Annotated in this window: 25 protein-coding genes, 1 tRNA gene and 1 pseudogene; 16 read left to right on the top strand and 11 right to left on the bottom strand. The window is 70.5% G+C overall.

The window, feature by feature from the left end; genetic code table 11:
• A pseudogene (locus QZ753_RS12610) lies at positions 1 to 183 on the top strand (ABC transporter ATP-binding protein); the annotation flags it as partial.
• A 6-nt stretch (positions 184 to 189) separates the two neighbouring features.
• Here QZ753_RS12610 and QZ753_RS12605 read toward each other — a convergent pair.
• Together QZ753_RS12605 and QZ753_RS12600 are read right to left on the bottom strand one after the other, a co-directional pair.
• Positions 190 to 1,809: a DUF882 domain-containing protein gene (locus QZ753_RS12605; protein WP_294644152.1), complete on the bottom strand. Its 1,620-nt coding sequence runs from the start codon at positions 1,807 to 1,809 to the stop codon at positions 190 to 192.
• Between the two features lie 382 nt (positions 1,810 to 2,191).
• On the bottom strand, positions 2,192 to 2,710 hold the full coding sequence (locus tag QZ753_RS12600; protein ID WP_294644151.1) for a hypothetical protein: 519 nt from the start codon (positions 2,708 to 2,710) through the stop codon (positions 2,192 to 2,194).
• 124 nt (positions 2,711 to 2,834) lie between these two features.
• Here QZ753_RS12600 and QZ753_RS12595 point away from each other — a divergent pair, with 124 nt between their 5' ends.
• On the top strand, positions 2,835 to 3,065 hold the full coding sequence (locus tag QZ753_RS12595; RefSeq protein ID WP_294644150.1) for a hypothetical protein: 231 nt from the start codon (positions 2,835 to 2,837) through the stop codon (positions 3,063 to 3,065).
• Between the two features lie 45 nt (positions 3,066 to 3,110).
• On the opposite strand, the gene QZ753_RS12590 is transcribed toward QZ753_RS12595, so the two are convergent.
• Positions 3,111 to 3,398, bottom strand: coding sequence for a hypothetical protein (locus QZ753_RS12590; RefSeq protein WP_294644149.1), 288 nt, complete (start codon positions 3,396 to 3,398; stop codon positions 3,111 to 3,113).
• 200 nt (positions 3,399 to 3,598) lie between these two features.
• A complete protein-coding gene (locus tag QZ753_RS12585) occupies positions 3,599 to 3,808 on the bottom strand; it encodes a cold-shock protein (RefSeq protein WP_090963262.1) in 210 nt (69 codons plus the stop codon).
• Positions 3,809 to 3,850: 42 nt separating this feature from the next.
• Between QZ753_RS12585 and QZ753_RS12580 the strand changes: the two genes are divergently transcribed.
• Positions 3,851 to 4,039, top strand: a complete 189-nt coding sequence (locus tag QZ753_RS12580) for a hypothetical protein (RefSeq protein ID WP_294644148.1) — start codon at positions 3,851 to 3,853, stop codon at positions 4,037 to 4,039.
• Between the two features lie 64 nt (positions 4,040 to 4,103).
• Here QZ753_RS12580 and QZ753_RS12575 read toward each other — a convergent pair whose 3' ends face one another.
• The 3 genes from QZ753_RS12575 to QZ753_RS12565 all read right to left on the bottom strand — a co-directional run bounded on the left by QZ753_RS12575 (position 4,104) and on the right by QZ753_RS12565 (position 6,190).
• Positions 4,104 to 5,315: an acyltransferase gene (locus QZ753_RS12575; protein WP_294644147.1), complete on the bottom strand. Its 1,212-nt coding sequence runs from the start codon at positions 5,313 to 5,315 to the stop codon at positions 4,104 to 4,106.
• Between the two features lie 211 nt (positions 5,316 to 5,526).
• Positions 5,527 to 5,602: transfer RNA gene (locus QZ753_RS12570), tRNA-Ala, on the bottom strand.
• Between the two features lie 159 nt (positions 5,603 to 5,761).
• Positions 5,762 to 6,190 carry a TIGR02300 family protein gene (locus tag QZ753_RS12565; protein ID WP_294644146.1) on the bottom strand — a complete coding sequence of 143 codons (429 nt, stop codon included), beginning with the start codon at positions 6,188 to 6,190 and terminating at the stop codon, positions 5,762 to 5,764.
• 251 nt (positions 6,191 to 6,441) lie between these two features.
• Between QZ753_RS12565 and aroA the strand changes: the two genes are divergently transcribed.
• The 4 genes from aroA to QZ753_RS12545 all read left to right on the top strand — a co-directional run bounded on the left by aroA (position 6,442) and on the right by QZ753_RS12545 (position 11,604).
• Positions 6,442 to 7,797 carry a 3-phosphoshikimate 1-carboxyvinyltransferase gene (gene aroA / locus QZ753_RS12560; RefSeq protein WP_294644145.1) on the top strand — a complete coding sequence of 452 codons (1,356 nt, stop codon included), beginning with the start codon at positions 6,442 to 6,444 and terminating at the stop codon, positions 7,795 to 7,797.
• A 440-nt stretch (positions 7,798 to 8,237) separates the two neighbouring features.
• Positions 8,238 to 8,882, top strand: coding sequence for a (d)CMP kinase (gene cmk, locus QZ753_RS12555; RefSeq protein ID WP_294644153.1), 645 nt, complete (start codon positions 8,238 to 8,240; stop codon positions 8,880 to 8,882).
• Between the two features lie 265 nt (positions 8,883 to 9,147).
• A complete protein-coding gene (gene rpsA, locus QZ753_RS12550) occupies positions 9,148 to 10,848 on the top strand; it encodes a 30S ribosomal protein S1 (RefSeq protein ID WP_294644144.1) in 1,701 nt (566 codons plus the stop codon).
• Positions 10,849 to 11,004: 156 nt separating this feature from the next.
• A complete protein-coding gene (locus tag QZ753_RS12545) occupies positions 11,005 to 11,604 on the top strand; it encodes an N-acetyltransferase (RefSeq protein WP_294644143.1) in 600 nt (199 codons plus the stop codon).
• A 6-nt stretch (positions 11,605 to 11,610) separates the two neighbouring features.
• Here the strand turns inward: QZ753_RS12545 and QZ753_RS12540 are convergent, their stop codons facing one another.
• On the bottom strand, positions 11,611 to 12,627 hold the full coding sequence (locus QZ753_RS12540; protein WP_294644142.1) for an LLM class flavin-dependent oxidoreductase: 1,017 nt from the start codon (positions 12,625 to 12,627) through the stop codon (positions 11,611 to 11,613).
• Between the two features lie 220 nt (positions 12,628 to 12,847).
• On the opposite strand from QZ753_RS12540, the gene QZ753_RS12535 reads away from it, so the two are divergent.
• The 3 genes from QZ753_RS12535 to QZ753_RS12525 all read left to right on the top strand — a co-directional run bounded on the left by QZ753_RS12535 (position 12,848) and on the right by QZ753_RS12525 (position 14,709).
• A complete protein-coding gene (locus QZ753_RS12535) occupies positions 12,848 to 13,033 on the top strand; it encodes a hypothetical protein (RefSeq protein ID WP_294644141.1) in 186 nt (61 codons plus the stop codon).
• Positions 13,030 to 13,209, top strand: coding sequence for a hypothetical protein (locus tag QZ753_RS12530; protein ID WP_294644140.1), 180 nt, complete (start codon positions 13,030 to 13,032; stop codon positions 13,207 to 13,209). The genes QZ753_RS12535 and QZ753_RS12530 overlap by 4 nt, the downstream gene beginning before the upstream one ends.
• 111 nt (positions 13,210 to 13,320) lie before the next feature.
• Positions 13,321 to 14,709 (top strand): diguanylate cyclase, encoded by a 1,389-nt coding sequence (locus QZ753_RS12525; protein WP_294644139.1) that lies wholly within the window; start codon positions 13,321 to 13,323, stop codon positions 14,707 to 14,709.
• Between the two features lie 16 nt (positions 14,710 to 14,725).
• On the opposite strand, the gene QZ753_RS12520 is transcribed toward QZ753_RS12525, so the two are convergent.
• Both QZ753_RS12520 and QZ753_RS12515 read right to left on the bottom strand, forming a co-directional pair.
• Positions 14,726 to 16,447 carry a methyl-accepting chemotaxis protein gene (locus QZ753_RS12520; protein ID WP_294644138.1) on the bottom strand — a complete coding sequence of 574 codons (1,722 nt, stop codon included), beginning with the start codon at positions 16,445 to 16,447 and terminating at the stop codon, positions 14,726 to 14,728.
• Between the two features lie 135 nt (positions 16,448 to 16,582).
• On the bottom strand, positions 16,583 to 17,419 hold the full coding sequence (locus tag QZ753_RS12515) for a lytic transglycosylase domain-containing protein (RefSeq protein WP_294644137.1): 837 nt from the start codon (positions 17,417 to 17,419) through the stop codon (positions 16,583 to 16,585).
• Positions 17,420 to 17,880: 461 nt separating this feature from the next.
• On the opposite strand from QZ753_RS12515, the gene QZ753_RS12510 reads away from it, so the two are divergent.
• Together QZ753_RS12510 and QZ753_RS12505 are read left to right on the top strand one after the other, a co-directional pair.
• Complete coding sequence (locus tag QZ753_RS12510; RefSeq protein WP_294644136.1) at positions 17,881 to 18,318, top strand: DUF2231 domain-containing protein; 438 nt, start codon at positions 17,881 to 17,883, stop codon at positions 18,316 to 18,318.
• Positions 18,315 to 19,640: a sorbosone dehydrogenase family protein gene (locus tag QZ753_RS12505; RefSeq protein WP_294644135.1), complete on the top strand. Its 1,326-nt coding sequence runs from the start codon at positions 18,315 to 18,317 to the stop codon at positions 19,638 to 19,640. The genes QZ753_RS12510 and QZ753_RS12505 overlap by 4 nt, the downstream gene beginning before the upstream one ends.
• A 15-nt stretch (positions 19,641 to 19,655) precedes the next feature.
• On the opposite strand, the gene QZ753_RS12500 is transcribed toward QZ753_RS12505, so the two are convergent.
• Positions 19,656 to 20,534 (bottom strand): aldose 1-epimerase family protein, encoded by an 879-nt coding sequence (locus QZ753_RS12500; protein ID WP_294644134.1) that lies wholly within the window; start codon positions 20,532 to 20,534, stop codon positions 19,656 to 19,658.
• A gap of 138 nt (positions 20,535 to 20,672) precedes the next feature.
• On the opposite strand from QZ753_RS12500, the gene QZ753_RS12495 reads away from it, so the two are divergent.
• The 4 genes from QZ753_RS12495 to QZ753_RS12480 form a co-directional block, all read left to right on the top strand.
• Entirely contained in the window at positions 20,673 to 21,716 is a 1,044-nt protein-coding gene (locus QZ753_RS12495; RefSeq protein WP_294644133.1) for a tartrate dehydrogenase, read from the top strand.
• A gap of 102 nt (positions 21,717 to 21,818) precedes the next feature.
• Positions 21,819 to 22,040 carry a hypothetical protein gene (locus QZ753_RS12490; RefSeq protein WP_294644132.1) on the top strand — a complete coding sequence of 74 codons (222 nt, stop codon included), beginning with the start codon at positions 21,819 to 21,821 and terminating at the stop codon, positions 22,038 to 22,040.
• Between the two features lie 109 nt (positions 22,041 to 22,149).
• Positions 22,150 to 23,655: an argininosuccinate lyase gene (locus QZ753_RS12485; protein WP_294644131.1), complete on the top strand. Its 1,506-nt coding sequence runs from the start codon at positions 22,150 to 22,152 to the stop codon at positions 23,653 to 23,655.
• Positions 23,656 to 23,764: 109 nt separating this feature from the next.
• Positions 23,765 to 23,906, top strand: a 142-nt coding sequence (locus QZ753_RS12480) for an SDR family NAD(P)-dependent oxidoreductase (protein WP_367171513.1), incomplete at its 3' end; no start/stop codon positions are given.

Raw genomic sequence — 23,906 nt, 5'->3', positions numbered from 1 at the left:
CCGGGCGTCCGGGTTCTCGTCGCGGACGAGATCTCCGCCCCGCTCGATGCGATCGCACAGGCCGAGATCTGGCAGGTGCTCATGACCCTTGCGGCCGAGCGCGGCCTCGGGATCCTCGCGATCAGCCACGACCGCGCGCTTCTCGCGCGCGTGGCGACGCGCGAGATGTCGCTCGCGGCGTGACGTCCGTCAGTCGATGTGGCGCACCGGCAGGAAGTTGACGGCGCGGCCCGAGAAATGCGCCGCGCTGCCGGGCTTGGCGCCGGTCGGGGCGAAACCGAGGGCGAGGACGTCGTGCGGGCGCTCGGCCACCAGCTTGTCGGCGCTCGGCAGGCTAGGCGCCTGTTCCAGTGCCCGACGTTCGGGATCGGCGAGAAGGGCGGCGATCGCGGTCTGCGAGCCCGACGGACGCGACTGATGCGCCCGCTTTTCGGCGCGCGCGGCGCCTGCGACGCGGCCGCCGCGCACCTTGGCGGCAAGGCTGGAGGCGGTCGGCAGGGCGGCGGGAGCCGCGGCGCGGCGGTCGAGCGAAGCCTCGAGGATCGGCGGACGGGCTTGCGGCATTGGCGCGCGTGCGAGACTGGCCGACGTTTCCGGCGCGTAGGCGGCCGCCAGAAGGGCCGGAGCGGCGGCGGGCGCAGCCGGCGTCGCGGCCGCGATCTCCTGTGCGATCTCGGACGCGGCGCCCGGCAGTGCGGGCCGCTCGTGCGGCATCGGAATGCCGTGCGGCAGCGCGCTCGCGCCGTCGGCCTCCTCGGCGAGCGCCGCCACCAGGACGGCGTCGATCGGGTTCGGTGCCTCCGGCTCGGGCGCGCGGGCCGGGGCGTGGGTCGGCAGCGGCACGCGCTCGGGCGTCGCGAGGGCCGCGACCACGACCTCGGCGCTCTTCTTCGGGGCGGAGGCGTCGAACGCGCCGGCATCGGCCATGGCCACGCCCGGCGGCAGTTCGGGCGGCTTCGCCTTCGGCGGTGCGGCGGCGGCAGGAACGGGTTCGGGGGCCGGGGCCGGCGGTGCGGCCTTCTTGGCGAGCAGCGGGGCGTCGCTCGCCTCCGCTTCGTCCTCGGCCTCGTCGCGCCCGCCGCCGAACAGCGTCGCCAGGAACGAGCGGCGCGGCGCGGTGGAGCCGGCATCCGCCACCATCAGCTCGGACGCGCCCTTGCGCTGCTTGTAGGAGGCCATCGCCGCAGCATAGCCCGGCAGCGGCTTGCCGTCGGCTGGCAGATGGATCGTCTTGCCGTCGGGGAAGATGCGGGTCAGCTCCTGCCGGCTCATGCGCGGCCAGTAGCGTCCCGATCCGACGTCGAAATGCACGAAGGGCGCGCCGGAGCGCGGATAGAAGCCGACGCCGCCGATCTGCATCTTGAGGCCGATCTCGCGCAGCTTGGCGAGCGGCACGTCGGGGATGAAGAAGTCGACCGCCTTGCCGAGCATGTGCTGCGAGTGCTCGGCGACGCCCGTATGGGCCGAGCGCGAGCGCAGCATCTTGTTGGTCTCGGGTGCCCGGAAGCCGCCGATCACGTGGATCGGCATGTGCGAGCCGCTCTTCTGGTAGGCTTCCCAGAGGAGGTCGAGGAGCCGCGGGTCCATCGTGGTCGGCTGGTTGCGGCGCCAGTCGCGCAGCGCCCAGTTCGCCTTCTTCAGACCGTCCGGCAAGTACTTGCCGTCACGCTTGAAGGTGATCTCCGAGCTCTCGTGCAGGTTGATATGGTAGATCCGCAGCGTTCGCGTTTCGGGACGCGCCGTGGCCGTCGTGCCGAGCGCGACGCCCATAAGTCCGGCAGTCAGCGCCGCCGCATGACGAAGGCGCACGCGCCGTCGAACCGATCCCCCAACGGCCATGCTTCACGCTCTGCTCTCGTTTCCGTGAGGCCAATATGACACACCGAATGCGTCGGCACGAGGGCATGCGTTGCGCGAGGCTGGATCGGCCATCGCGACCTGCGCGCCACGCTGGGTCGAAGGACCCCCGTCGCTCGTTGCATCGCGCGACCGCGACACGGCGATCGCGCGACACGCGACGGTGGTGGCGGACGCGCTCCAACCCCCACGGAACATGCCGGGTGGGTGCCTCGACCGGCGAAGCGGTCAAACGGCGAGGACCGGATAGGCTCGCGGAACGCCGCCCGCCTCCTGCGGGCCGGGCACCGAACCCGGCGCCGGGCACCGATGCACCAGCGCAGGGTGCCGGCGGTCAGTCCGCCGGCTGCGGCGGGATGTAGGGCCGCGGACCGCTGCCGGGCGCCGGCAGGGCGCGCCCGCCGAAGGCGCGGCCGGCGTTGATCTCCGGCTGTGCGCCCGGTGCTGGACGGACGAGGGACGGATCGTAGCGACGACCATCGTTCGGGGCCGAGGGCGCGACGCGCGGCGGGCGGCCGGGCCGGTCGTAGCCGACGCGCTCGGGCCGGTCGTAGTCCCGCCGCGGCCGATCGTAGCCCGGCCGATCGTAGCCGGGGCGGCCGTAATAGGGGCGGGTGTCCTCGCGGTAGCGCGGGCGGTCGTAGCGGCCGTAGCGCCGGTCGTCGCGCCAGTAGGGATCGCGGTCGCGATAGATCGGCCGCGGCCGGTAGCGGTCCTCGTAGACGACCACGGGCCGCGGATCATAGATGCGCGGGCGCGGCTCGTAGACCGGATAGTCGTCGTAGACGGGGTATTCCGACACGCAGCCCGACAGTCCGAGAAGGGCGGCGCCCAGCACCAGAAGACGTTTCATCGAAGCCTCCCACACACGGGAAGAGAGATAGGCGGCACGCATTCCAAGTCGATCGTGTCGCGCCGAAATGAATCGCCGGAACGGGATCGACGGCAAAACGTCTCCCTTCGAAAGGAGAACCATCATGGCAGACGTGAAAGAGCGTGGCGAACGGGACGAGGCCGGGCACGGCGGCGGCATCGGCGACATCGGTCGCCAGCCGATCGACCAGACCTCGGAAAACCCCGGCAACGGCACCCCGCAAACGGGCCCCGGCGGCACCGGCGGCACGGGCCTGACGGTGGACGAGGATGCGACGCCCTCGGACGAGGATCCCGATCGCGACGCGGACGAGACCCTCGGCACCGTGGTCTGATCGGACACAGGCGGCCGGCGCCGACGCGGCGTCGGCTGGCTTCCTTCAGACGCGGGCTTCGTCGAGCTGCGCCTTGAGGGTCATCGCGAAGGCGCTGAGGGCGGCGCGCACGTCGGCAAGGTGCCGTTCATGGCCCTCGAAGTCCTCGGGGTCGGACGGCAGCGACGCACCGAGCCCCAGCACCTCCTCGGCCGCCTCCTGCGGGAAGGTGCCGCGCTGCAGCGCGCGCTCGGCATAAAGGCCGCGCAGGAGAAGGTCCTGCGCCTGAAGCTGCGCTTGCAGCTTCATCACCGCGCCGGCCATCACGCGGATCGTATCGTCGGAAATGGGCATGGGTCGGAGGCTCCCCGCAGATCGCGCCGGATCACACCCGGCTTCGCGTCCACCTTCTAAGCGGCGGTGCCCGATCGGCAAAGGGCGTCCCGCGCCGGAGGGCAGGGCGGATGAACGAGAAAAGGCCGGGCGATGCCCGGCCTTTCGAATGCTTGCGATGATCGACGACCGATCCCCGCGCGACGCGGGGCGGCCTCGGATCAGAGGGCCTTGATGTTCTCGGCGGCGTTCTTGCCCGAGCGACGGTCGGCGACGACCTCGAAGCTGACCTTCTGGCCCTCGGCGAGGCCGCGCATGCCGGAGCGCTCGAGCGCCGTGGCGTGCACGAAGACGTCGTTGCCGCCCTCGTCCGGCGCGATGAAGCCGAAGCCCTTGGTGTCGTTGTAGAACTTGACGGTTCCGTTCGGCATGACAGTGTCCCTTCAGACAAAGTGGATTGCTCGCGGCGCCGAGTGCGCAGCGATGCAGAAATCGACAGTGCAGAAGAGGATCGTTCAGTCAGCGTCGTGCTGAAAAAAGGGATCGACCGACAAAGTTCGATCGCCAATGCTTACGGTTTTACAAGTCGTTTGGCAACCGGGATCGACGCTATGTCGGATTTCTGCCTTGGCAAGGCCCACGCCGCGGCAGGGCGACCGTGATTTTGCAGCGTCGTCTGTCGGGGCGGATCGACCCCGCCGGGCCGTCGCCCGCGTCGTGCCTGCCTCAGGGTGCGACCTCCTCGCTCGGCCGAGGCGAGCGGCCGCGACCGGCCAGCCGTCGGCCCGCGGCCATCGACGGCGCTTCGACGAGGCGGAAGCAGAGAAGCGCGAAGGCGCTCGCAGCGGCGGCGACGAGCGGCAGGCCGAGCCAGACCGCGGCGTGGCCGAGCGCCTCCACCGGCACCACACGGAAAAAGATGAACACGAACAGGCCGTGGAAGAGATAGAGGCTGTAGCTCGCGTCGCCGAGTGCGACGGCCGGGCGCGAGGCGAGCGTGCCGAACATCGTGTTGCCGGCCGCCACCGCCGAGAAGGGGATCCACAGGAGAAGAAAGGCGAGCGCTCCGAACGGATAGCCGGGAAGCGCCAGCATGGCGCCAAGCGCAGCGAGACCGAGGATCGCGGCCGCCCGGCCGCGGAGCGCGCGCGCGAGCGCTCGCCCGCGCAGCGCCTCCGAGCTCAGCGCGCCGTAGGCGAAGCCGGCTGCGATATGCCACTGGAACCAGTCGATCGGGGCGGCGGGGACGAGGCTCATCAGCGCCGCGACGATCACGAGGGCCGCGACGCGCGCCGTGCCGCCCGGCCGCAGCGCGAGGAGGACGAGGCCGAGGACGGGCAGGGCGGCGTAGAACACCCACTCGTACTGGAGGGTCCAGATCACGCCGGCATTGATGAGATGCGCCTCCGGCGTGCCGCGAAAGCCGATGTCGGGGGAAAAGCCGAAGGTGAGCCAGGTCCAGAGGCTGCTCCGGGCCTCCGGTGCGGGCAGCGCCGAGACCGTATCGGCTGCCGCCCACGAGAGCGCCGCGATCCCGGCGAGCGACAGGAGATAGGCCGGATAGATCCGGAAGACGCGCGCAATCGCAAAGCGCGGCACGTCGAGGCGCCCCTTCGCATCGACCAGCTTGCCCCAGAACAGGAAGCCGGTGATCATGAAGAACACGATCACGCCGGCCGGGCCGAGATTCTTGAAGAGCGTTTCCGCCGGCAGTTCCCAGCGCCCGGTGAGCCGCCAGGTCCAGGCGATGCGGAAGTGATGCGCCATCACGGCGAGCGCCAGGAACCCGCGCACGCCGTCGAGCGATCCGAGGCGCGCCATCGCGGTCGCCGGGCCGGGACGCCAGCGCGACATCCCGTATGCGACGCCGAGCGCCACCGGCCAGATGGTCAGGAGGGCGAGATAGCCCCAGGGCGCAGCGGCATTCGACGAACCCAAGTCATCCCCCATCCGGCTGGCGCCGGGTCTGGTGCCGCGCCCCCCCCGGCCGCCCTGGCCCTCGTAGGGGCCGCGCCCTCATAGGACGAACCCGGCCGGCGGGAAAGCCGGTCGCGCGGTGTGACCCGAACGGCAGAAAGCCCGGCGACGCAAGGTGCGGCAGCGGGCGGGACGGTCTGTTCAGCTTGGAAGTAATGCGGCCGGATAAGAGTGGTGGAGCCAAGCGGGATCGAACCGCTGACCTCTACAATGCCATTGTAGCGCTCTCCCAGCTGAGCTATGGCCCCATCGCCGCCTTGCGGCGGACATCGTGTCGGGACCCTTGGGCTGGCCCCGCGACCGGTGTGGCGGCTAGGTATGACAATGCGGACGGGAGCGCAAGCGAAAAAAGAAGGGGCGGGAGGATTTCCCTCGCCGCCCCCGCAGAACCGGAGTTCCCTGCCCGATCAGGCATCGTCCTCGTCGTCGCGACCGCCGCCGATGATGTCGGTCATGTCGTCGTCCTCGTCCTCGTCGTCGGCGAGGAACGTGTCGTCGTCGTCGGAATCGTCCTCGTCGTCGATGACGTCGTCATCCTCGTTGCCGTCGACGTTCGGCAGGTCGCTCGACGAGCCGCCGTCCTCGTCCTCGGCGACGTCCGTGAGCGACACGGTCTCCTCGTCGGTGTCGGCGACCTCGGTCACCTCGACCTCCTGCTCCTCCTCTTCCTCGTCCTTGATGCGCGAGGCGCGCGGGGGCGCCTTGACGGTCTCGAAGAACGAGAGCGGATAGCTCTTGCCGGTGAAGGGCGAGACGATCGGGTCCTTGCCGAGATCGTAGAACTTGCGGCCCGTTTCCGGGTCGATGCGCTTGGTGCCGAGTTCGGGTTTTGCCATTGGGGGCCTCGCGGACGGGGGAGGGGCGGGCCGTGGAAGCGGCCGTTCGAGGGTCGTTGGGAGAAACCGGGCGACGGCCGATCGTTCCCGCCGAAAAATCGGTGGTCCCTTAGCGTCCTGCGGCCCGGCTTGTCAAAGACTGCCGGAGGGCGGGCGCGCGTCGTGCGTGACGCCCCGGACCGCGCATGTTAGGGCGTTGCGCCGAAGACCCCGGCGCCCGCCGCCGCCTGCCGAAGCCTCCCGAGGATGCCATGACCGCCCACGCTTCCGATCCCCGCCCCCTGACCAGCCGGCGCGACGGCGCCCTCCGGGGCCGCGTCCGGGTTCCCGGCGACAAGTCGATCTCGCACCGCGCCTTCCTGTTCGGCGGCCTCGCGTCGGGCCGCACCCGCGTCACCGGGCTCTTGGAGGGCGAGGACGTGCTGGCCACAGGCCGGGCCATGCGCCAGATGGGCGCGCGGATCGAGCGCGAGGGCGACGCCTGGGTGATCGACGGCACCGGCAACGGCGCACTGCTCGAGCCGGAGGGCGTCCTCGACTTCGGCAACGCGGGCACCGGCTCGCGCCTCACCATGGGCCTCGTCGGCCCGTACGAGTTCACCACCACCTTCGTCGGCGACGCGTCCCTGTCGCGCCGTCCGATGGGCCGGGTCCTCGACCCGCTTCGCGAGATGGGCGTCCAGGTGCTCGCCCGCTCCAAGGACCGCCTCCCGCTGTCGCTGCGGGGCCCGCGCGTCGCCGCCCCGATCGAGTATCGCGTGCCGATGGCCTCGGCGCAGGTGAAGTCGGCGGTGCTGCTCGCCGGCCTCAACACGCCGGGCGTCACCACCGTCATCGAGCCGGTGATGACGCGCGACCACACCGAGAAGATGCTGGAGGGCTTCGGCGCCAAGGTCTCGGTCGAGACCGACGGCGCCGGCGTGCGCACCATCCGCCTCGAGGGCCAGGGCGAACTGAAGGGCGTGCCGGACTTCGTGGTGCCGGGTGATCCGTCCTCGGCGGCCTTCCTCGTCGTCGCGGCGCTTCTCGTGCCGGGCTCGGACGTCGTGATCGAGAACGCGCTGATGAACCCGACCCGCACCGGCCTCGTCGAGACGCTGCGCGAGATGGGCGCCGACATCGAGATCCTCAATCCGCGTCTGTCGGGCGGCGAGGACGTCGCCGACCTTCATGTGCGCCACTCCGCGCTTCGCGGCGTCTCGGTGCCGGCCGCCCGCGCGCCCTCGATGATCGACGAGTATCCGGTGCTCGCCGTCGCCGCCGCCTTTGCGGAAGGGGTGACGCGGATGGAGGGGCTGGAGGAACTGCGTGTCAAGGAATCCGACCGTCTCGCGGCCGTCGCCGCGGGCCTCGCCGCCAACGGCGTCGCCCATGAGGAGGGGCCGGACTGGCTCACCGTCACCGGGCGCCCGGACGGCCGGGGCCTCGGCGGCGGGACGGTCGAGACCCATCTCGACCACCGCATCGCCATGAGCTTCCTCGTCATGGGTCTCGCATCGGAGAAGCCGGTGACGGTCGACGACGCGACCATGATCGCGACGAGCTTTCCCGAGTTCGAAGGGCTGGTGACGGGCCTCGGCGGCGTCCTGGAGCCGGCCGCCCGGTGAACGGCTGGCTGGCCGGCCTTCTCGCGGTTCTCTTCTTCTCGCCGCTCGCCTTCATCTATGCGCGTTCGTTCGCCGGGCGCCTGCGGGCACGGGCCGATGCCGGCGGTCGCTCGGTCGCGGGCGTCGCGGTGCCCAAGCTCGTCTGGCCGCTGGTCCTGGCTGTGGCCCTTGCGTTCCGCCTGTCGGGCTCGGACCTCGCCGAATGGCAGGCCGCGACGGGCAGCGGGACGCTGTCGGCTGCGCTGTCGCTGGTCTGGTTCCTCGGCTCGATCGCCGCGATCCTGTTCTTCGTCACCATCCCCTTCGTGCTCGGCCGCGTTCTCGGCGCCGTCTTCGCGCTGATGGGGAAATTCGCCGGGCAGCGCGACGATCCGTTGAGCTTCGGCGCCCGAGGCTTCACAACGGATGCCGGGACGGCGAACGAGGAAGGGCGCGGGCGCATGGGGTTCACGGTGGCGATCGACGGGCCCGCGGCGGCCGGCAAGGGCACGATCGCCAAGCGCCTCGCCGACCATTACGGCTTCGCCTATCTCGACACCGGCCTTCTCTACCGGGCGATCGGACGGGTGGCGGCGGAGCGCGGTCTCGACCTCGACGACGGCGAGGCGATGGGCGCCGTGGCGCGCGCGCTCGATCCCGCGATCCTCGACGACGGATCGCTGCGCGGCCGCGAGGCGGGCGAGCTTGCCTCGCGGGTTGCGGTGCACCCGGCCGTGCGCTCGGCGCTCACCGAGTTCCAGCGCGGCTTCGCCCGCCGGTCGGGCGGCGCAGTCCTGGACGGGCGCGACATCGGGACGGTGATCTGCCCTGAGGCCGAGGTGAAGATCTTCGTCACCGCCTCGGCCGAGGTGCGCGCCCGCCGCCGCACCGCCGAGCTCGTCGCCAAGGGGCGCAGCGTCGATTACGACACGATCCTCCAGGAGGTGCGCGCGCGCGACGAGCGCGATTCGGGCCGGGCCGCCGCCCCGCTCAAAGCCGCCCCCGACGCCGCCTTGCTGGACACGAGCGAACTCGATATAGAGGACGCGTTCCGGGCGGCTTGTCGGATCGTCGACGCGTCGCCACATCACCGGAGCGGATCGTAGCGCCGAGCCGTCCAACGCCGAACCCTTCAAGGGCCGGTGCCGGGCGGCGCGCATGCGTTCCGGAACACGAGACTTCACCGCCGGCCGCCGGTTCCTCGCGCCGAAACGGACCTGTCGCCCCTGAAGCGTCACGGCTCCGTGCCGCCAGCCCTCCCGCAAAGCGCGGGCGTGGCCGGTGGCGGAACCGGCCGGACGGCCCCGTAGCGACGAACCCCCGGCGCGATGCCCCGAGCCTCGGATAGAGGCGGGGTCCCAAGGAGAACGAATGTCCAACGCAGCAGTTTCGCGCGACGATTTCGCCGCGCTTCTCGAAGCGTCCTTCCATGAGAACGATGTCGCCGAAGGCGCCGTGGTCAAGGGAACGGTCGTCGCGATCGAGAAGGACATGGCCGTCATCGACGCCGGTCTGAAGGTCGAGGGCCGCGTCGCCCTCAAGGAATTCGGCCAGAAGGGCGGCGAGACCACCCTGAAGGTCGGCGACGTCGTCGACATCTACGTCGAGCGCATCGAGAACGCGCTGGGCGAGGCCGTCCTGTCGCGCGACAAGGCGCGCCGCGAGGAGAGCTGGGTCAAGCTCGAGGTCAAGTTCAACGCCGGCGAGAAGGTCGAAGGCCAGATCTTCAACCAGGTCAAGGGCGGCTTCACGGTCGACCTCGACGGCGCCGTGGCCTTCCTGCCGCGCTCCCAGGTCGACATCCGTCCGATCCGCGACGTCGGCCCGCTGATGAACACCCCGCAGCCGTTCCAGATCCTCAAGATGGACAAGCGCCGCGGCAACATCGTCGTCTCGCGCCGCACGGTCCTCGAGGAGAGCCGCGCCGAGCAGCGTTCGGAGATCGTCCAGAACCTCGAGGAAGGCCAGATCGTCGACGGCGTGGTCAAGAACATCACCGACTACGGTGCGTTCGTCGACCTTGGCGGCATCGACGGCCTGCTGCACGTGACGGACATGGCCTGGCGCCGCGTCAACCACCCGACCGAGATCCTCCAGATCGGCCAGTCGGTGAAGGTGCAGATCATCCGCATCAACCAGGAGACGCACCGCATCTCGCTGGGCATGAAGCAGCTGGAAGCCGACCCTTGGGAAGGCATCGGCGTCAAGTACCCGATGGGCGTGAAGGTCTCGGGCCGCGTGACCAACATCACCGATTACGGCGCCTTCGTCGAGCTGGAGCCGGGCATCGAGGGCCTCATCCACGTCTCCGAGATGAGCTGGACCAAGAAGAACGTCCATCCGGGCAAGATCCTCTCGACCTCGCAGGAAGTCGAAGTGGTCGTGCTCGAGGTCGATCCGGTCAAGCGCCGCATCTCGCTCGGCCTCAAGCAGACGCTCCAGAACCCCTGGGAAGCGTTCCGCGACCAGTTCCCGGTGGGCACGATCGTCGAGGGCGAGGTCAAGAACAAGACCGAGTTCGGCCTGTTCATCGGCCTCGAGGGCGACGTGGACGGCATGGTCCACCTGTCGGATCTCGACTGGTCGCGTCCGGGCGAGCAGGTCATCGACGAGTTCAACAAGGGTGACACCGTGCGCGCCCAGGTTCTCGACGTCGACGTCGAGAAGGAGCGCATCTCGCTCGGCATCAAGCAGGTCGGCGGCGACGCCGTCACCTCGGCCCCCGAGGCCGGCGACCTGCGCCGCGGCGCGATCGTCACCTGCGAGGTCACGTCGGTGAACGAGGGCGGTATCGAGGTCCAGATCGTGGACACTGAGTACTCCGCCTTCATCCGCCGCAACGACCTCGGCCGCGACCGCGACGACCAGCGCCCCGAGAAGTTCTCGGTCGGCCAGAAGGTCGACGCGCGCGTCACGCAGTTCGACAAGAAGGCGCGCCGCGTCGGCGTGTCGATCAAGGCGCTGCAGATCGCCGAAGAGAAGGAAGCCGTCGCGCAGTACGGCTCGACCGACTCGGGCGCGTCGCTCGGCGACATCCTCGCCGCCGCGATGAACAAGCGCGACGCCGAGTAAGCTTCGATCCGGGCGGCTCGCGCCGCCCGTTTCACGTGAGACAGAGAGACCCGCGCCGGGCGACCGGCGCGGGTCTTTTTTGTTGCGCCACGCCTTGCCCGGCCATCGGCCGCATGGCATCCGGCTCGCGATCACGGACGTTCCCGAGGACCCGCCATGAGCGAGACGCCCCGCTTCACCCCGATCGGCCGCGGCAAGATCGCGGCGATCGCCACCACGCTGGAAATGCGCGCGCCCGCCCCGCCCCGCCCGGTGCCGGCGGGGCTCGACGGCGAAGTCGTGTCGCTCAGCGGCATCCCGGCGGACGACTATCTCGACCTCTTCCGCCGCGTCGGGCAGGACTACCTTTGGCTCACCCGCCTGTTCATGGCGCGCGAGACCCTGGAGGCGCAGCTCGCGAGCCCGCAGTGCCAAGTCTTCGGCGAGCGCGTCGGCGGGCGTCTCGAAGGGCTTCTCGAGTTCGACTGGTCGGGCGGCGGGGGCGACTGCGAGATCAAGTATTTCGGTGTCACCACCGCGCGCCAGGCCACCGGCGCCGCGCGCCGCCTGATGAACCACGCGATCGCCCACGCCTTCGCGTCCGGCGCGACGCGCCTCTGGCTCCACACCAACACGATGGACCACCCGCGCGCGCTCGCCTTCTACGCGCGCTCAGGCTTCATCGCGGTTGGCCAGGAGGTCGAGATCAACGACGATCCGCGTCTTGCCGGCCTCTTGCCGCGGGACGCGGCGCCCCACGTCCCGATCTTCGAGTAGCGAGCGTCAGCGCCAGCCGAGCGCCGGCGCGACGTGGGTCAGGATCGCCTCGATCACATGGGTGTTGTAGGCGACGCCAAGCTGGTTCGGCACCGTCAGGAGCAGCGTGTCGGCCTCCCGGATCGCCTCGTCGCGCCGCAGCTCGTCCACCAGACGGTCGGGCTCGGCGGCGTAGGAGCGACCGAAGACGGCACGCATGTTGTCGATGACGCCGACCTGGTCGTGCGACGTGTCGCCGCCGAAATAGGCGCGGTCTAGGTCATTCACGATCGCAAAGATCGAGCGCGACACCGAGACGCGCGGCCGCCGCTGGTGCCCGGCCGCCTCGAAGGCCGCGCGGTAGGCGCGGATCTGCCGGGCCTGCTGGACGTGGAACGGCTCGCCGGTCTCGTCGGCCTTCAGCGTCGAGCTCTGGAGGTTCATGCCCTGCTGCGCCGCCCAGACCGCGGTCGCGTCCGACGCCGAGCCCCACCAGATCCGCTCGCGCAGGCCATCCGAATACGGCTCGAGGCGCAGGAGCCCCGGCGGGTTCGGGAACATCGGGCGCGGGTTCGGCTCGGCGAAGCCCTCGCCGCGCAGGAGATCGAGGAACGTCTCGGCATGGCGCCGACCCATGTCGGCGTCGCTCTCGCCGGGGCGCGGCAGGTGGCCGAAATGGCGCCAGCCGTCTATCACCTGCTCGGGCGACCCGCGGCTGAGGCCGAGCTGCAGGCGCCCGCCCGCGATGAGGTCGGCAGCGCCCGCATCCTCCACCATGTAGTGCGGGTTCTCGTAGCGCATGTCGATGACGCCGGTGCCGATCTCGATGCGGCGCGTCCTCGCGCCGACCGCCGCCAGGAGCGGAAAGGGCGAAGCGAGCTGCCGGGCGAAATGGTGGACGCGGAAATAGGCGCCGTCCGCGCCGAGCTCCTCCGCGGCGACCGCGAGATCGATCGACTGGAGGAGGACGTCGGCGGCCGAGCGCGTGGCCGAGCGGGCCGAGGGCGACCAGTGGCCGAAGGACAGAAAACCGATGGACTTCATGGGGCATCTCCTGACGCCGGAACGGGTGGCGGCAGAGGGGGCCGCGCGATGGCCGACAGGTGCTCCCTCGCGCCGGCCCTGTCGAGGTGCGGGACGGTGACCTCATCGTCTCCAAAGCGAGGACCGGTTCCCGGGCCCGCCCACCCCCCGCGACGAAACAACCCAACATCCAACCCGGCGCTTCATGCGTTCAGCGCACATCGAAGATGGAGTTGATCCGATGAACCATCCCAAGATCACGGACGGGGCGAACGACCGGCCGCGCGACGCGTCGATCGGACAAAGTGCCGGCGGCCTCCCTGACGACAGCGGCCGTCCGGTGATGGTCGACGAGGCCGAGGCGGAGCGCCTGGCGCCCAAGCTCGGGCTCGAGGGCGAGGACGAGACCGAGGCGCACCCGTCATGATGGCGCGCGCGTCCTCCATCGCGCGCGGCGTGCTGATCGTCGGGGCCGCCCTGTCGCTCGCCGCCTGCAACCCGACCGCGGGCAAGCGGACCGGCAGCGGCGACGGCCCGACGAACAGCGCGGGTTCGTCCAACACGCCGGGTCAGGCCGTCAACGGCGGTCCGGCCGCCGAATAGCGATCGAATTCCGCAAGCATCGATTCACCAGGCCGGGGGAAATTCCCCGGCCGCTTACCGATCCTTCGGCAGGATCCGCCAGCTTGGGCGGAGAAACGCCGAAGGTCCGACATGATCGCCTCGCAAAAGGCATACACCCACCTCGTTCGACGCGTGCTGCTGCCGATGATCGGTCTGGTGGCCTTGCTTCTCGTCGGCCTTCTGGCGGCGGTGTGGGTCGTCGCCGCGCACCAGACGAGCGCGGCCGAGGGCGAAGAGCTCCGGCTCGTGCGCAGCGCGCTCGCGATGCGCGGCGAATACATGCGCAAGATCGCGCTCGACTACGGCACCTGGGAAGAGGCCTACCAGAACCTCGTCACGGAGCCCGATCTTGCCTGGAGCGACGAGAATATCGGCTTCTGGTCGTCCAGCCACTACGGTTTCGACATGGCGCTGGTAGTGGGTCCGGATGGCAAGGCCGACTACACGGCCGACCACGGCGAACGCGTCTCGTCCTCGGTATCGACCATGCTGCCGGAGGGCGTCGATGCCGTCGTGCGGGCGGCAATCTCGCCCACGGGTGAAGGCGCGGCGTCCGGGCTCCTCCAAAGCGCGGCAGGTCCCGCGATCGTGGCGGCGGCCATCATCCGTCGCAACGAGAACGACCAGCCGGCCGAAGCGGGGCGACACGTCCTCATCCTCGTCGATGCGCTCGATGAAAGGACGCTCACCCAGTTCGAACGCGCCTACCCGTTGGCGCATCTGCGCGTCGCACCGGCGTCGGCGGCCGGCCCGGCTGTGGCACCGATCGTCGACCCCGATGGCCGCACGATCGCGAGCCTCGCCTGGGACGGCGAGCGGCCGGGCGACGACCTCCTGCGGGTCGCCATCCCGATCTGGCTCGCGGTCGCCGTCGCCTTTGCGCTCCTGATCTGGACCGGGATCGGACAGGTGCGTTCGTCCGCCCGGATCGTGGCGGCCAGCGTCCATCGCGCGACGCACGACGCGCTGACCGACCTTCCCAACCGTGTCCTCCTGTTCGAGCGGCTCGATACGGCTGCGCGGGCGCTCGGCGAGGGCGGCGCCCCGTTCGCGATCGCCTATCTCGATCTCGCCGGGTACACGGCGGTCAACGCCCGCCACGGCCATGCCGAAGGCGACAAGGTGCTGTGCACGGTCGCCGCGCGCCTGCGCGAACTCGTCGCCGAGCGCGACACGGTGGCCCGGCTCGGCGGCGACGAGTTCGCGCTTCTCCTGTTCTCGGGTCGCGGCGACCGCGGCCGGCTCAACGCCCTTGCGCGGCGCTTCATCGCGGCGATCGAGAAGCCGATCGCGCTCGGGAGCGGCCAGGAAGCCTTCGTCAGCGCGACGGTCGGCCTGTCGCTCGCGCCCGGCGACAGCACCGACCCGCTCATCCTCCTGCGCCAGGCCGACGAGGCGCTCTATGCGGGCAAGCGGGCCGGCAAGCGCCGGGCCCTGTTCCACGACGCGGTGGAGCGCGTGCTCGCGCCCGCCGCCTGAGGCGCTGCCGCGCCTTTCAGTGCCGGCCGCCGGCCACGCGGCGCACGGGCGCGCGGCTGGCGGGCTGGGCGGCGTGCGCGCTTTCGCGCTCGCCGTCGGTCCGGAACGTTCCGACCCGCTCCGACAGGTTCATCGTCTCGGCCATCAGCGTCTTGGTGGCGGCGGTCGTCTGTTCCACCATCGCCGCGTTCTGCTGGGTCACCTTGTCGACCTGGTTGGCGGCGGTCGCGACCTCGGTCAGGCTGATCGACTGGTCCTGCGCCTTCTGGGCGATGGCGCTGACGAGGCGGCTCATCTCGCCGACCTGCGCGACGATCTCCTCGATGCTCCGGCCGGTCGCGGTGACGAGCTCGACGCCCGCCTCGACATGCTGGCCGGATGCCTGGATGAGGTCCTTGATCTCCTTGGCGGCTTCGGCCGAGCGCTGGGCGAGACCGCGCACCTCCTGCGCCACCACCGCAAAGCCGCGCCCCGCCTCGCCGGCGCGCGCCGCTTCCACGCCCGCGTTCAGGGCAAGGAGGTTGGTCTGGAAGGCGATCTCGTCGATCACCCCGATGATCTTGCCCACCATGTCGGACGACTGCTTGATCACACCCATCGTCTTGACCGCGGAGGCGACGATCTCCTCGCCCTTCTGGGCATTGCGGAGCGCGACGCTCGCCGTCTTCTGCGCCTGCGTTGCCTCGGTCGTCGTCTCGCGCACGCCCTGGCTGACCTGACCGATGGCGGCCGATGTCTCTTCCAGCGCCGCGGCCTGCTGCTCGGTGCGCTGGGCGAGGTCGCCGGCGGCGACCGAGATCTCGGTCATCCCCTCGGCGATGCGGTTGGAGGCGTTCTGGACCTCGACGATCGTGTCGCGCAGCGTCGTGCGCGCGCGGTTGTAGTCGAGCCGCAGCTGGTCGAGTTCGGGCGTCAGGGGCGTCGCGAGATGCTGGTCGAGCCGGCCTTCCGCGAGCGCGCCGAGCGCCCCGCCGATCTGGCTGACGGCTCGGATGCGCGGCGTCACGTCGGTGGCGAACTTCACGATCTTGGCAACCTGGCCCTTGCCGTCGAGGATCGGATTGTAGGAGCCCTGGATCCAGACGGCCTCGCCGCCCTTGGCCACGCGCTTGAACTCGCCGCTCTGGAACTGGCCGGCGCGCAGCTCGTCCCAGAACCTCTGGTAGCCCTCACCGGAACGCTGGGCGCCGTCGAGGAACATCGCATGGTTCTGCCCGGCGATCTCGGACAGCTGATAGCCGAAGGCCTTCAGGAAGGCGGCATTGGCTGTCAGCACCGTGCCGTCGGGGCGGAATTCGATGACGACCTGCGACCGATTGATCGCGGCGATCTGGGCCGTGAAATCGATGTTGGCGAGGCGCTCCTTGGCGTCCGCCCATTCGACGCTGAAGCCGAGGAGCCGCCCGTCGCGGCGCATCGGCGTCACCATCAGGTCGAAGCTCCAGTTGGCGACGCGGATCGTGGCGCTGTAGCGCGACTGCAGCGCGGCCAAAAGCTTGCGCTGGTGCGCCGGGGCCTTGTGGAAGATGTCGATGTTGCTGCCGATGAGGGTCGCCACCGAGAAGTTCGGCAGTTCCTTGCGAAGCTCGGCCTCGGCTTCCTTCAGGAGCTTGGTCAGCGCCTGGTTGACGAAGGTGATGCGCAGGTCCGCGTCGGCGAGCATGACGTTGGCGTTGAGGCCCTCGAGCGCCATCTGGGCGCTGGCGCCGTGCGCGCGGTGGAACAATCCGAAACCCATGTCTTCCCCCTTCGCACGCGCCAGCCGCGTCGAAGTTGCATCCTGCCGGGGTAACATTGATGTGTGGTTAACAACCTATCTATCGAAGGACCGGAGGTTGTGGCCGCCGATGCCGGTCGATCGCCCCCCGTCGCCTCAGTTGCGCACCGTCAGGCACGCCGCGCCGCCCGAGCGCATGCGCCGGCAGAGGCGGTCGGCTGAGGCGCGGTCGTCGAAGGCGACGCGGATGCGATAGTAGGACCTTGCCCCGCGCCCGCCGAGCCGCGTCGTGATCACGGTCGGCTGGTGTCCGGTGAGGAGCGCGCCGACGCGGCCCTGCAGGGCGCGGTAGTCGTCGAGCGCGCGCGCCTTGTTCGGCCCGGCGACGAGCTGGACGCCCCAAGGCGCGATCGCTTCCGCCAGCGCGCTGCGCGTCTCGCGCGGGTTCGACGCCTGGATCGCGGCGAGCGTCGCGAGGCAGTTGGCGCCGGTGTCGGCGTGCCGCCCGGCGTCGCCATCCCGCGCGTCGGCCGTCAGGTTGGCGCCCGTGACGAAGCGCACATGGGCGCGGGTCTCGTCGGGCAGGCTCGCTTCGCCGCTCTGCCAGCGCGCGATCCGGCCTGGGCCGGCATTGTAGGCGGCCGCCGCGAGATCGAGGCTGCCGAAGCTGCCGCGCAGTTCCGACAGGTAGGAGGCCGAGGCCGGGATCGCGGCCTCCGGGTCGAACGGGTCGGTGAGGCCCCGCGCGCTGGCGGTCGCCGGCATGAACTGGGCGATGCCCTTGGCGCCGACGCGGCTGACGGCCTGCGGCCGGAAGCTGCTCTCGCGCCAGATCAGCCGCGTGAGGAACGAGGCGGGCAGCGAGTGGGTCGCCGCGGCCCGGTCGATCACCGCGCAGATCACGGCGCGCGAGGACTCCTCGGCGCGCGCCGCGCCGGCCGTCAGGCTAGCCGCCGCAAGCGTCGCGGCGACGAGGATGGTCGATGGGCGCAAGCGATGGTCCCTCCGGCCGGACCCCTCCGGCGGCCGGGACTATAGCCGCTCGACCTTAACCGACACACCCATTCCTCCAGCCCGTCGCAGCGTCTCTCGACCGTCTGGGACGATGCGGCGGTCGCCGATCCAGCCCCGGCGGGTGTCGATGCGAGTGGCGGGCAAGCGCGGATCCTGTCGGGCGGGGGCCTTCGAGGCGCGCGGACGTCGTGTCGCAGGCCGGCCGCCGATCTCCCGGTTGCGAAGGCTCCGGCGCCCCTGCGGCAGGTGGCCCGGCGAGGAAGGGTAGGGGCTGTGGCCGGGGTCTCGACCGGCGATCGACGCCCGGCCATCGATCGGCCGACCTCGCCAAACCTCGTTCGGGCGGTACCTCTTCCGGCAAGCGCGGTCGCCGCGCTCCGGTCTCCCGGTCGCCGGAGGCCGGTTCCCGGCTGCCGCGCGTTGAAGGAGTACCAGGCCCCATGTCGACCATCACCCAACCGCCGAGCTCCGCCGCGAGCGGGCTGCACGGAATCGTCCTGAGCTTTCCCGTCGCCCTGTTCTCGACGGCGCTCGCCGCGGACGCCGCCTATCTCGGCAGCGCCGAGATCCAGTGGACGAACTTCGCCAGCTGGGCGATCGCCGGGGCTCTGGTCTTCACGGGCCTGACGGTCCTCTTCGCGCTCGCCGGCTGGCTGCGGCATATCCGACGGCCGGGCGGCGTCAGGCGCCTCGCCTATCTCCTGGTGCTGGCCGCCCTGTTCGCGGTCGGCCTCGTCAACGCCTTCCACCACGCGCAGGACGGATGGAGCTCGGTCGGGACCACAGGCCTCGCGCTCTCCGCCGTGTCGACCCTTCTGGCGCTGGTCGCCGGCTGGATGTTCTTTTCCCGGGCGCAGGCGACGGAGATCGTGCGATGACCAAGGCTCTCTGGACCGCCCTTCTCGCCACGCTCGCCCTTTCGGGGTGCGAGGGCAGTGATCCCGCACTGAACCAGACCGGCGCGCAGCCCGACCTGCCGGCGGTGCGCCAGACGCTGGTGCCGCCGATGAACATCGCGACGCCCACCGCCTGGAGCGGTGAGGTGCCGACGGTGCCGCAGGGCTTCACCGTCTCGGCTTTCGCGAGCGACCTGTCGATCCCCCGCCAGATGCTGGTGCTGCCGAACGGCGACGTGCTGGTGGCCGAAGGGCGCGGCGGCCATGCGCCGGCGCTGCGCCCGAAGGACGTCATCGCCGGCGTCATCAAGAAGCGCGGCAATTCGAGCGGCAGCGGCGGCAACCGCATCACCCTCCTGCGCGACGCCGACAATAACGGCCAGCCCGAGGTCCGCACCGTCCTCATCGACAATCTCGACGCGCCCTACGGGCTCGCCCTGGTCGACGGGTTCCTTTACGTTGCCGAGCAGGGCGCCCTGACGCGCTTTCCCTATCAGGAAGGACAGACCGAGATCACCGCGCCGGGCGAGCAGGTGACGAAGCTCCCCTCCGCCATCAACCATCACTGGACAAAGTCGCTCGCGGCGAGCGCCGACGGCTCGAAGCTCTATGTCGGCATCGGCTCCAACAGCAATGTCGGCGAGCGCGGGATGACGGTCGAGGAGGAGCGCGCGGTGGTCTGGGAGATCGACCGCGCGTCAGGCGCCGCGCGCACCATCGCACGCGGCATCCGCAACCCGACCGCACTCGCGATCGAGCCGACGAGCAACGCGCTCTGGGCGGTGGTCAACGAGCGCGACGAACTCGGGCCCCAGCTCGTGCCGGACTACCTCACCTCGGTGAAGGACGGCGCCTTCTACGGCTGGCCCTACAGCTACTGGGGCAAGAATCTCGATCCGCGCGTCGAGCCGCAGCGGCCCGACCTCGTCGAGACGGCGATCGCGCCGGACTACGCGCTCGGCTCGCATGTCGCCGCGCTCGGGCTTTCCTTCGCCCGCGACGGCGGCTTCGGCGGCCCGTTCGCGCAAGGCGCCTTCATCGGCGAGCACGGCAGCTGGAACCGTGAGGACCTGTCCGGCTACAAGGTCGCCTTCGTGCCTTTCGAGGCGGGGCGTCCGGCGGGCAAGCCGGTGGATTTCGCGACCGGCTTCCTGACCGCGGACGGGCAGGCGCGCGGCCGGCCGGTCGGCGTCGCCTTCGATCCCGAGAAGCGCGTGCTCCTGATCGCGGACGACCTGTCCAACACGATCTGGCGCGTCTCGCAGTCCGAACCCGCGCAGGCGTCGCTCACGCCGGCGCGCTAACGCACGGACGCCTCGTCAGACCGTGACGCGCCACGTCATGGTCCGGCTTTCGCCGGGCGCCAGGTTCACGACGCCCGGCTTTTCGCTGAACTCCCCGTCCCAGCCGACGGGGCTTGCCATCGACAGCCACGGCTCGATGCACAGGAACGGTGCGCCGGTGGGCTTCGACCAGATGCCAAGGTCCGGGTAGCCCTCCCACGAGAAGGCGAGCGCGCGCGCCTCGCTTCCGTCGGGCCGCAGCGCGGCGTAGCGCACCGAACGGCTCCGGACGTCCGGCAGCACCAGCGCGTCGTCGGCAAAGAGCGCTTCGGACAAAGGCAGTGTATGCCCCATGAGCGGGATCGGGCGCGGGGGGCCGAGCAGACCGCCGACCACCGACAGCGCCTCGGGCGCTTCGTCGGCGTCGAACACGACGACATGATCCGCCTTCGGCACGTCGTCGACCAGCGGCCAACGGAAGCCGGGATGGGCGCCGAACCCGAAGGGCAGGGTGCCGGGGCCGGGGTTCTCGACGACGGCGACGACGGTGAGCGTCGAGCCCTCGACCGCGTGGACGAGTTCCAGCCGGAAGGGGAACGGGTAGATCGCGCGGCTCGCCGCGTCGTCGGAGAGGCGCATCACGACGCGCGTGGGGCTCGCCTCCGCCACGCGGAACTCGCGGTCGCGCGCGAAGCCGTGCTGCGTCATCGTGTAGGCCTCGCCGTCGTGGCGCAGCGTGTCGCTCGTCAGGCGTCCGACGATCGGAAACAGGACCGGCGCCCGACGCGTCCAGGCCGTGCCGCCCTGCCAGAGGAGTTCCACGCCGTCGCGTCCGCGGATGCTGGAGAGTTCCGCGCCGAGGGGATCGACGGCGACCGTCAGCGTGTCGGTGCGGATGATGATCGGGTCGCTCATGGCGGACGGCTCTCCTCGTGATGTGACCCGGCTTACGATATCGGGCGCTGCAGCGACAGGGGCGGTTTTCCCGCCTCGCAACCCCGGTGATCTGCAGCTAGGAAAGAACTTCCGCCGACCGTTCGCACGAGGACGCCCATGACGACATATCGCATCGCGCTCATTCCCGGCGACGGGATCGGCCTGCCCGTGGTGGATGCGGCCTGGACGGTGCTGGAGCGCGCGGGCGCACTGCATGGCTTCCAGCTTTCGGCGACCCGCTTTCCTTGGTCCTGCGACTTCTATCGGCAGACCGGCGCGATGATGCCGGCGGACGGGATCGAGACGCTGCGGGGCTTCGACGCGATCCTGCTGGGCGCCGTCGGCTGGCCGGCTGCCGTGCCCGACGCCGTCTCGCTGCACGGCCTCCTCCTGCCGATTCGCAAGGCCTTCCGGCAATACGCCAACATCCGTCCGCACCGGCTCCTGCCGGGCGTCGAGGGCCCCTTGCGCCGGCAAGGCTTCGACATCCTCTGCATCCGCGAGAACACGGAAGGCGAGTATTCCGGCGCCGGCGGCCGGGTGCATGTCGGCACGCCTGACGAGGTGGCGGTCGAGACGGCCGTGTTCACGCGGGTCGGCGTCGAGCGCATCCTGCGCTTCGGATTCGAACAGGCCCGCGCGCGGCGCGGCAAGCTCGCCTCGGTGACGAAGTCCAACGCCCAGAAGCACACGATGGTGTTCTGGGACGAGATGACGAAGGCGATCGCGGCCGACTACCCCGACGTCGAGGTGACGCCCTACCACATCGACGCGATGGCGGCGCGCATGGTGATGGCGCCGGACACGCTCGACGTCGTGGTCGCCTCCAACCTCTTCGGCGACATCCTGACCGACCTCGGCGCCGCCATCCAGGGCGGGCTCGGCTTTGCGGCCTCGGCCAACATCAACCCCGACCGCACGGCGCCCTCGATGTTCGAGCCGGTCCACGGTTCGGCGCCCGACATCGCGCACCTTGGCATCGCCAACCCGATCGCGACGATCTGGTCGGGCGCGATGATGCTGGAGCACCTCGGCGAGCGCGAGGCGGCGGCGGGCGTGATGCGCGCGGTGGAAGCGGCCACCGCCAGCGGCATCGGCACGCGCCCCGGACAGGACCGGACCGACGCGATCGCAAGCACCGTGCTGCGGGCGCTCGGCTGAGGGCCCTTGCGGGCGGCGGTCGGTCGCCCGTCAAGTTCATATGATTTGCTTATCATCGCGATGGGCGGTTAGAGGTCGGATCGGCATTGGGAGGTGCCGATCATGACCAAGGGTATCATCGCGGCAGCGCGACTGCCGGGTGTCTTCGGCACCTCGATGGCGTTCGCCACGACCCCGCTCGCGGCACGCGACGGGCCGGACTCCGGCGTTCGCACGGGCACCGCGATCCGCATTGTGCTCGACATTGGCGATTCAGGCCTTGGCCGAACGACCGACACGCGCGGTCGCGCGGGGCGGTCGAGACGGGCGCGGTCGAGGTGCTGACGCTGATCCCCGGAGACGCCGCGGGCTGCTCCGGCCGCCCGTCGTCCCCCTTCCGATGAAAGCGCATGCCGGGGGCTCCGGCGTCCCGCACACACAAAGGAAAGCTGCCATGACCGCCATTCCCCTTCGGGCCGCGGGGCTCGCCCTCGGCCTCGTCGCCCTCGTGCCCGGTCTCGGCCAAGCCGCCGAGGTCGGGCGTGACGAGTTCTTCTGGCTCGGCGAGATGAACAAGGCGACCGCCGTCATCAACAGCGAGGCGGGGTTGCTCCCGAGGGACAAGGTGCCCGGCATCGCCGCGGCGATCACCAGGGTGCTGGCCGACGGGGCCGTGCCCGGCGCCAAGCGCCCCTCGACCGTGATCAGCTTCGAGCCGCTCCTGGTCAAGGCGGGCGGTGTCGAGGTGACGCTGCTGCATGCCGGCCGCTCCAGCCAGGACATGCACGCGACCTACCGCGCCGCGATCCTGCGCGACGATCTCCTGTCGCTGGCCGAGCGCCTCGACGCCACGACGCGCACGCTGGTCGACCTCGCCGACCGGCATCGCGAGACGATCGTGCCGAACTACACCAACGGCGTCGCGGCTCAGCCGAACAGCTATGCGCACTATCTTCTGGGACACGCCGCCGGCTTCGGGCGCGATGCCGCGCGCATCCGCGAGGCCTATGCCCGCGTCGACCGCTCGGCGATGGGCACCACGGTCTTGAATGGCACCGGCTGGCCGCTCGACCGCGACCGGATGGCCGGCTATCTCGGCTTTGCCGGCATCGTCGACAATGCCTACGACGCCTCGCAGATCTCCTCGATGGAGCATCCGGTGGAAGTCGGGTCGATCGTCACCTCGATTGCCCTCCACACCGGGCATTTCATCGAGGACGTGATGACGCAATATGCGCAGACACGGCCCTGGATCCTGCTCGAGGAGGGCGGCGGCAACACCTACGTGTCGTCCGCCATGCCGCAGAAGCGCAATCCCGGCCTCCTGAATTCGACGCGCAGCGACGCCTCCGCCGCGATCGCGCTGGCGCTCGGCCCGATCCTCCAAGCCCACAACATCACGCCCGGCATGAACGACCCGAAGGACGTCGAGGCGAACTCGGCCGTGGTGGCGGCGGGCGTCGAGACGTTGGCCGGCCTCGACAAGGTGCTGAAGAGCCTCGTGATCAGCCCGGAGCGGGCGCTGGAGGAGCTGAACGGCGACTGGACGGCCTCGCAGGAGATCGCCGACATCTTGATGCGCGACCACGGGCTGCCGTTCCGCGAGGGCCATCACGTCGCCTCGGAGATCGTGACCTATGCGCGGGCGAACGGCATCAAGCCGCTCGACTTCCCGTTCGCGGACGCTCAGCGCATCTACGCCGAGACGGTGAAGGGCACGGCGTTTCCGCAGGCGCTGCCGATGACGGAGGCCGAATTCCGCGCCGCGCTCGACCCGGCGGCGATCGTGCGCAACCGAGCCACGAGCGGCGGCCCGCAGCCGGCCGAACTCGAGCGGATGATCGTCGCCGCCCGGCAGAGCCTCGACGCGCAAGGCGCCTGGATCGGCGAACGCCGCGCCCATATCAACGCGTCGCTGGCGCGGCTCGACAAGGATTTCGCTTCGCTGTCGGCTCAATGATCCGACAACGCGGCCGGGCGGCGGTGCGCGCCGCCCGGCCGCCCGTCCCCCTCCTTCGCGAGGGCCGCGAAACCGGTATCATGCCGGCCGTCGCATTCGGGAGACGGGCATGTCGTTGAAGCTTTTCGATCTTTCGGGCCGCATGGCCCTCGTCACGGGCTCGGGCCAGGGCATCGGCTTCTCGCTCGCCGAAGGGCTGGGTCGTGCCGGGGCGCACGTGGTGCTGAACGGGCGCGACGGGGGCAAGCTCG

Origin of the sequence: uncultured Aureimonas sp. (genome assembly GCF_913775355.1) — a bacterium.
Taxonomy (GTDB): Bacteria; Pseudomonadota; Alphaproteobacteria; order Rhizobiales; family Rhizobiaceae; genus Aureimonas.
This window is presented reverse-complemented; position numbering and strand designations above follow the sequence as displayed.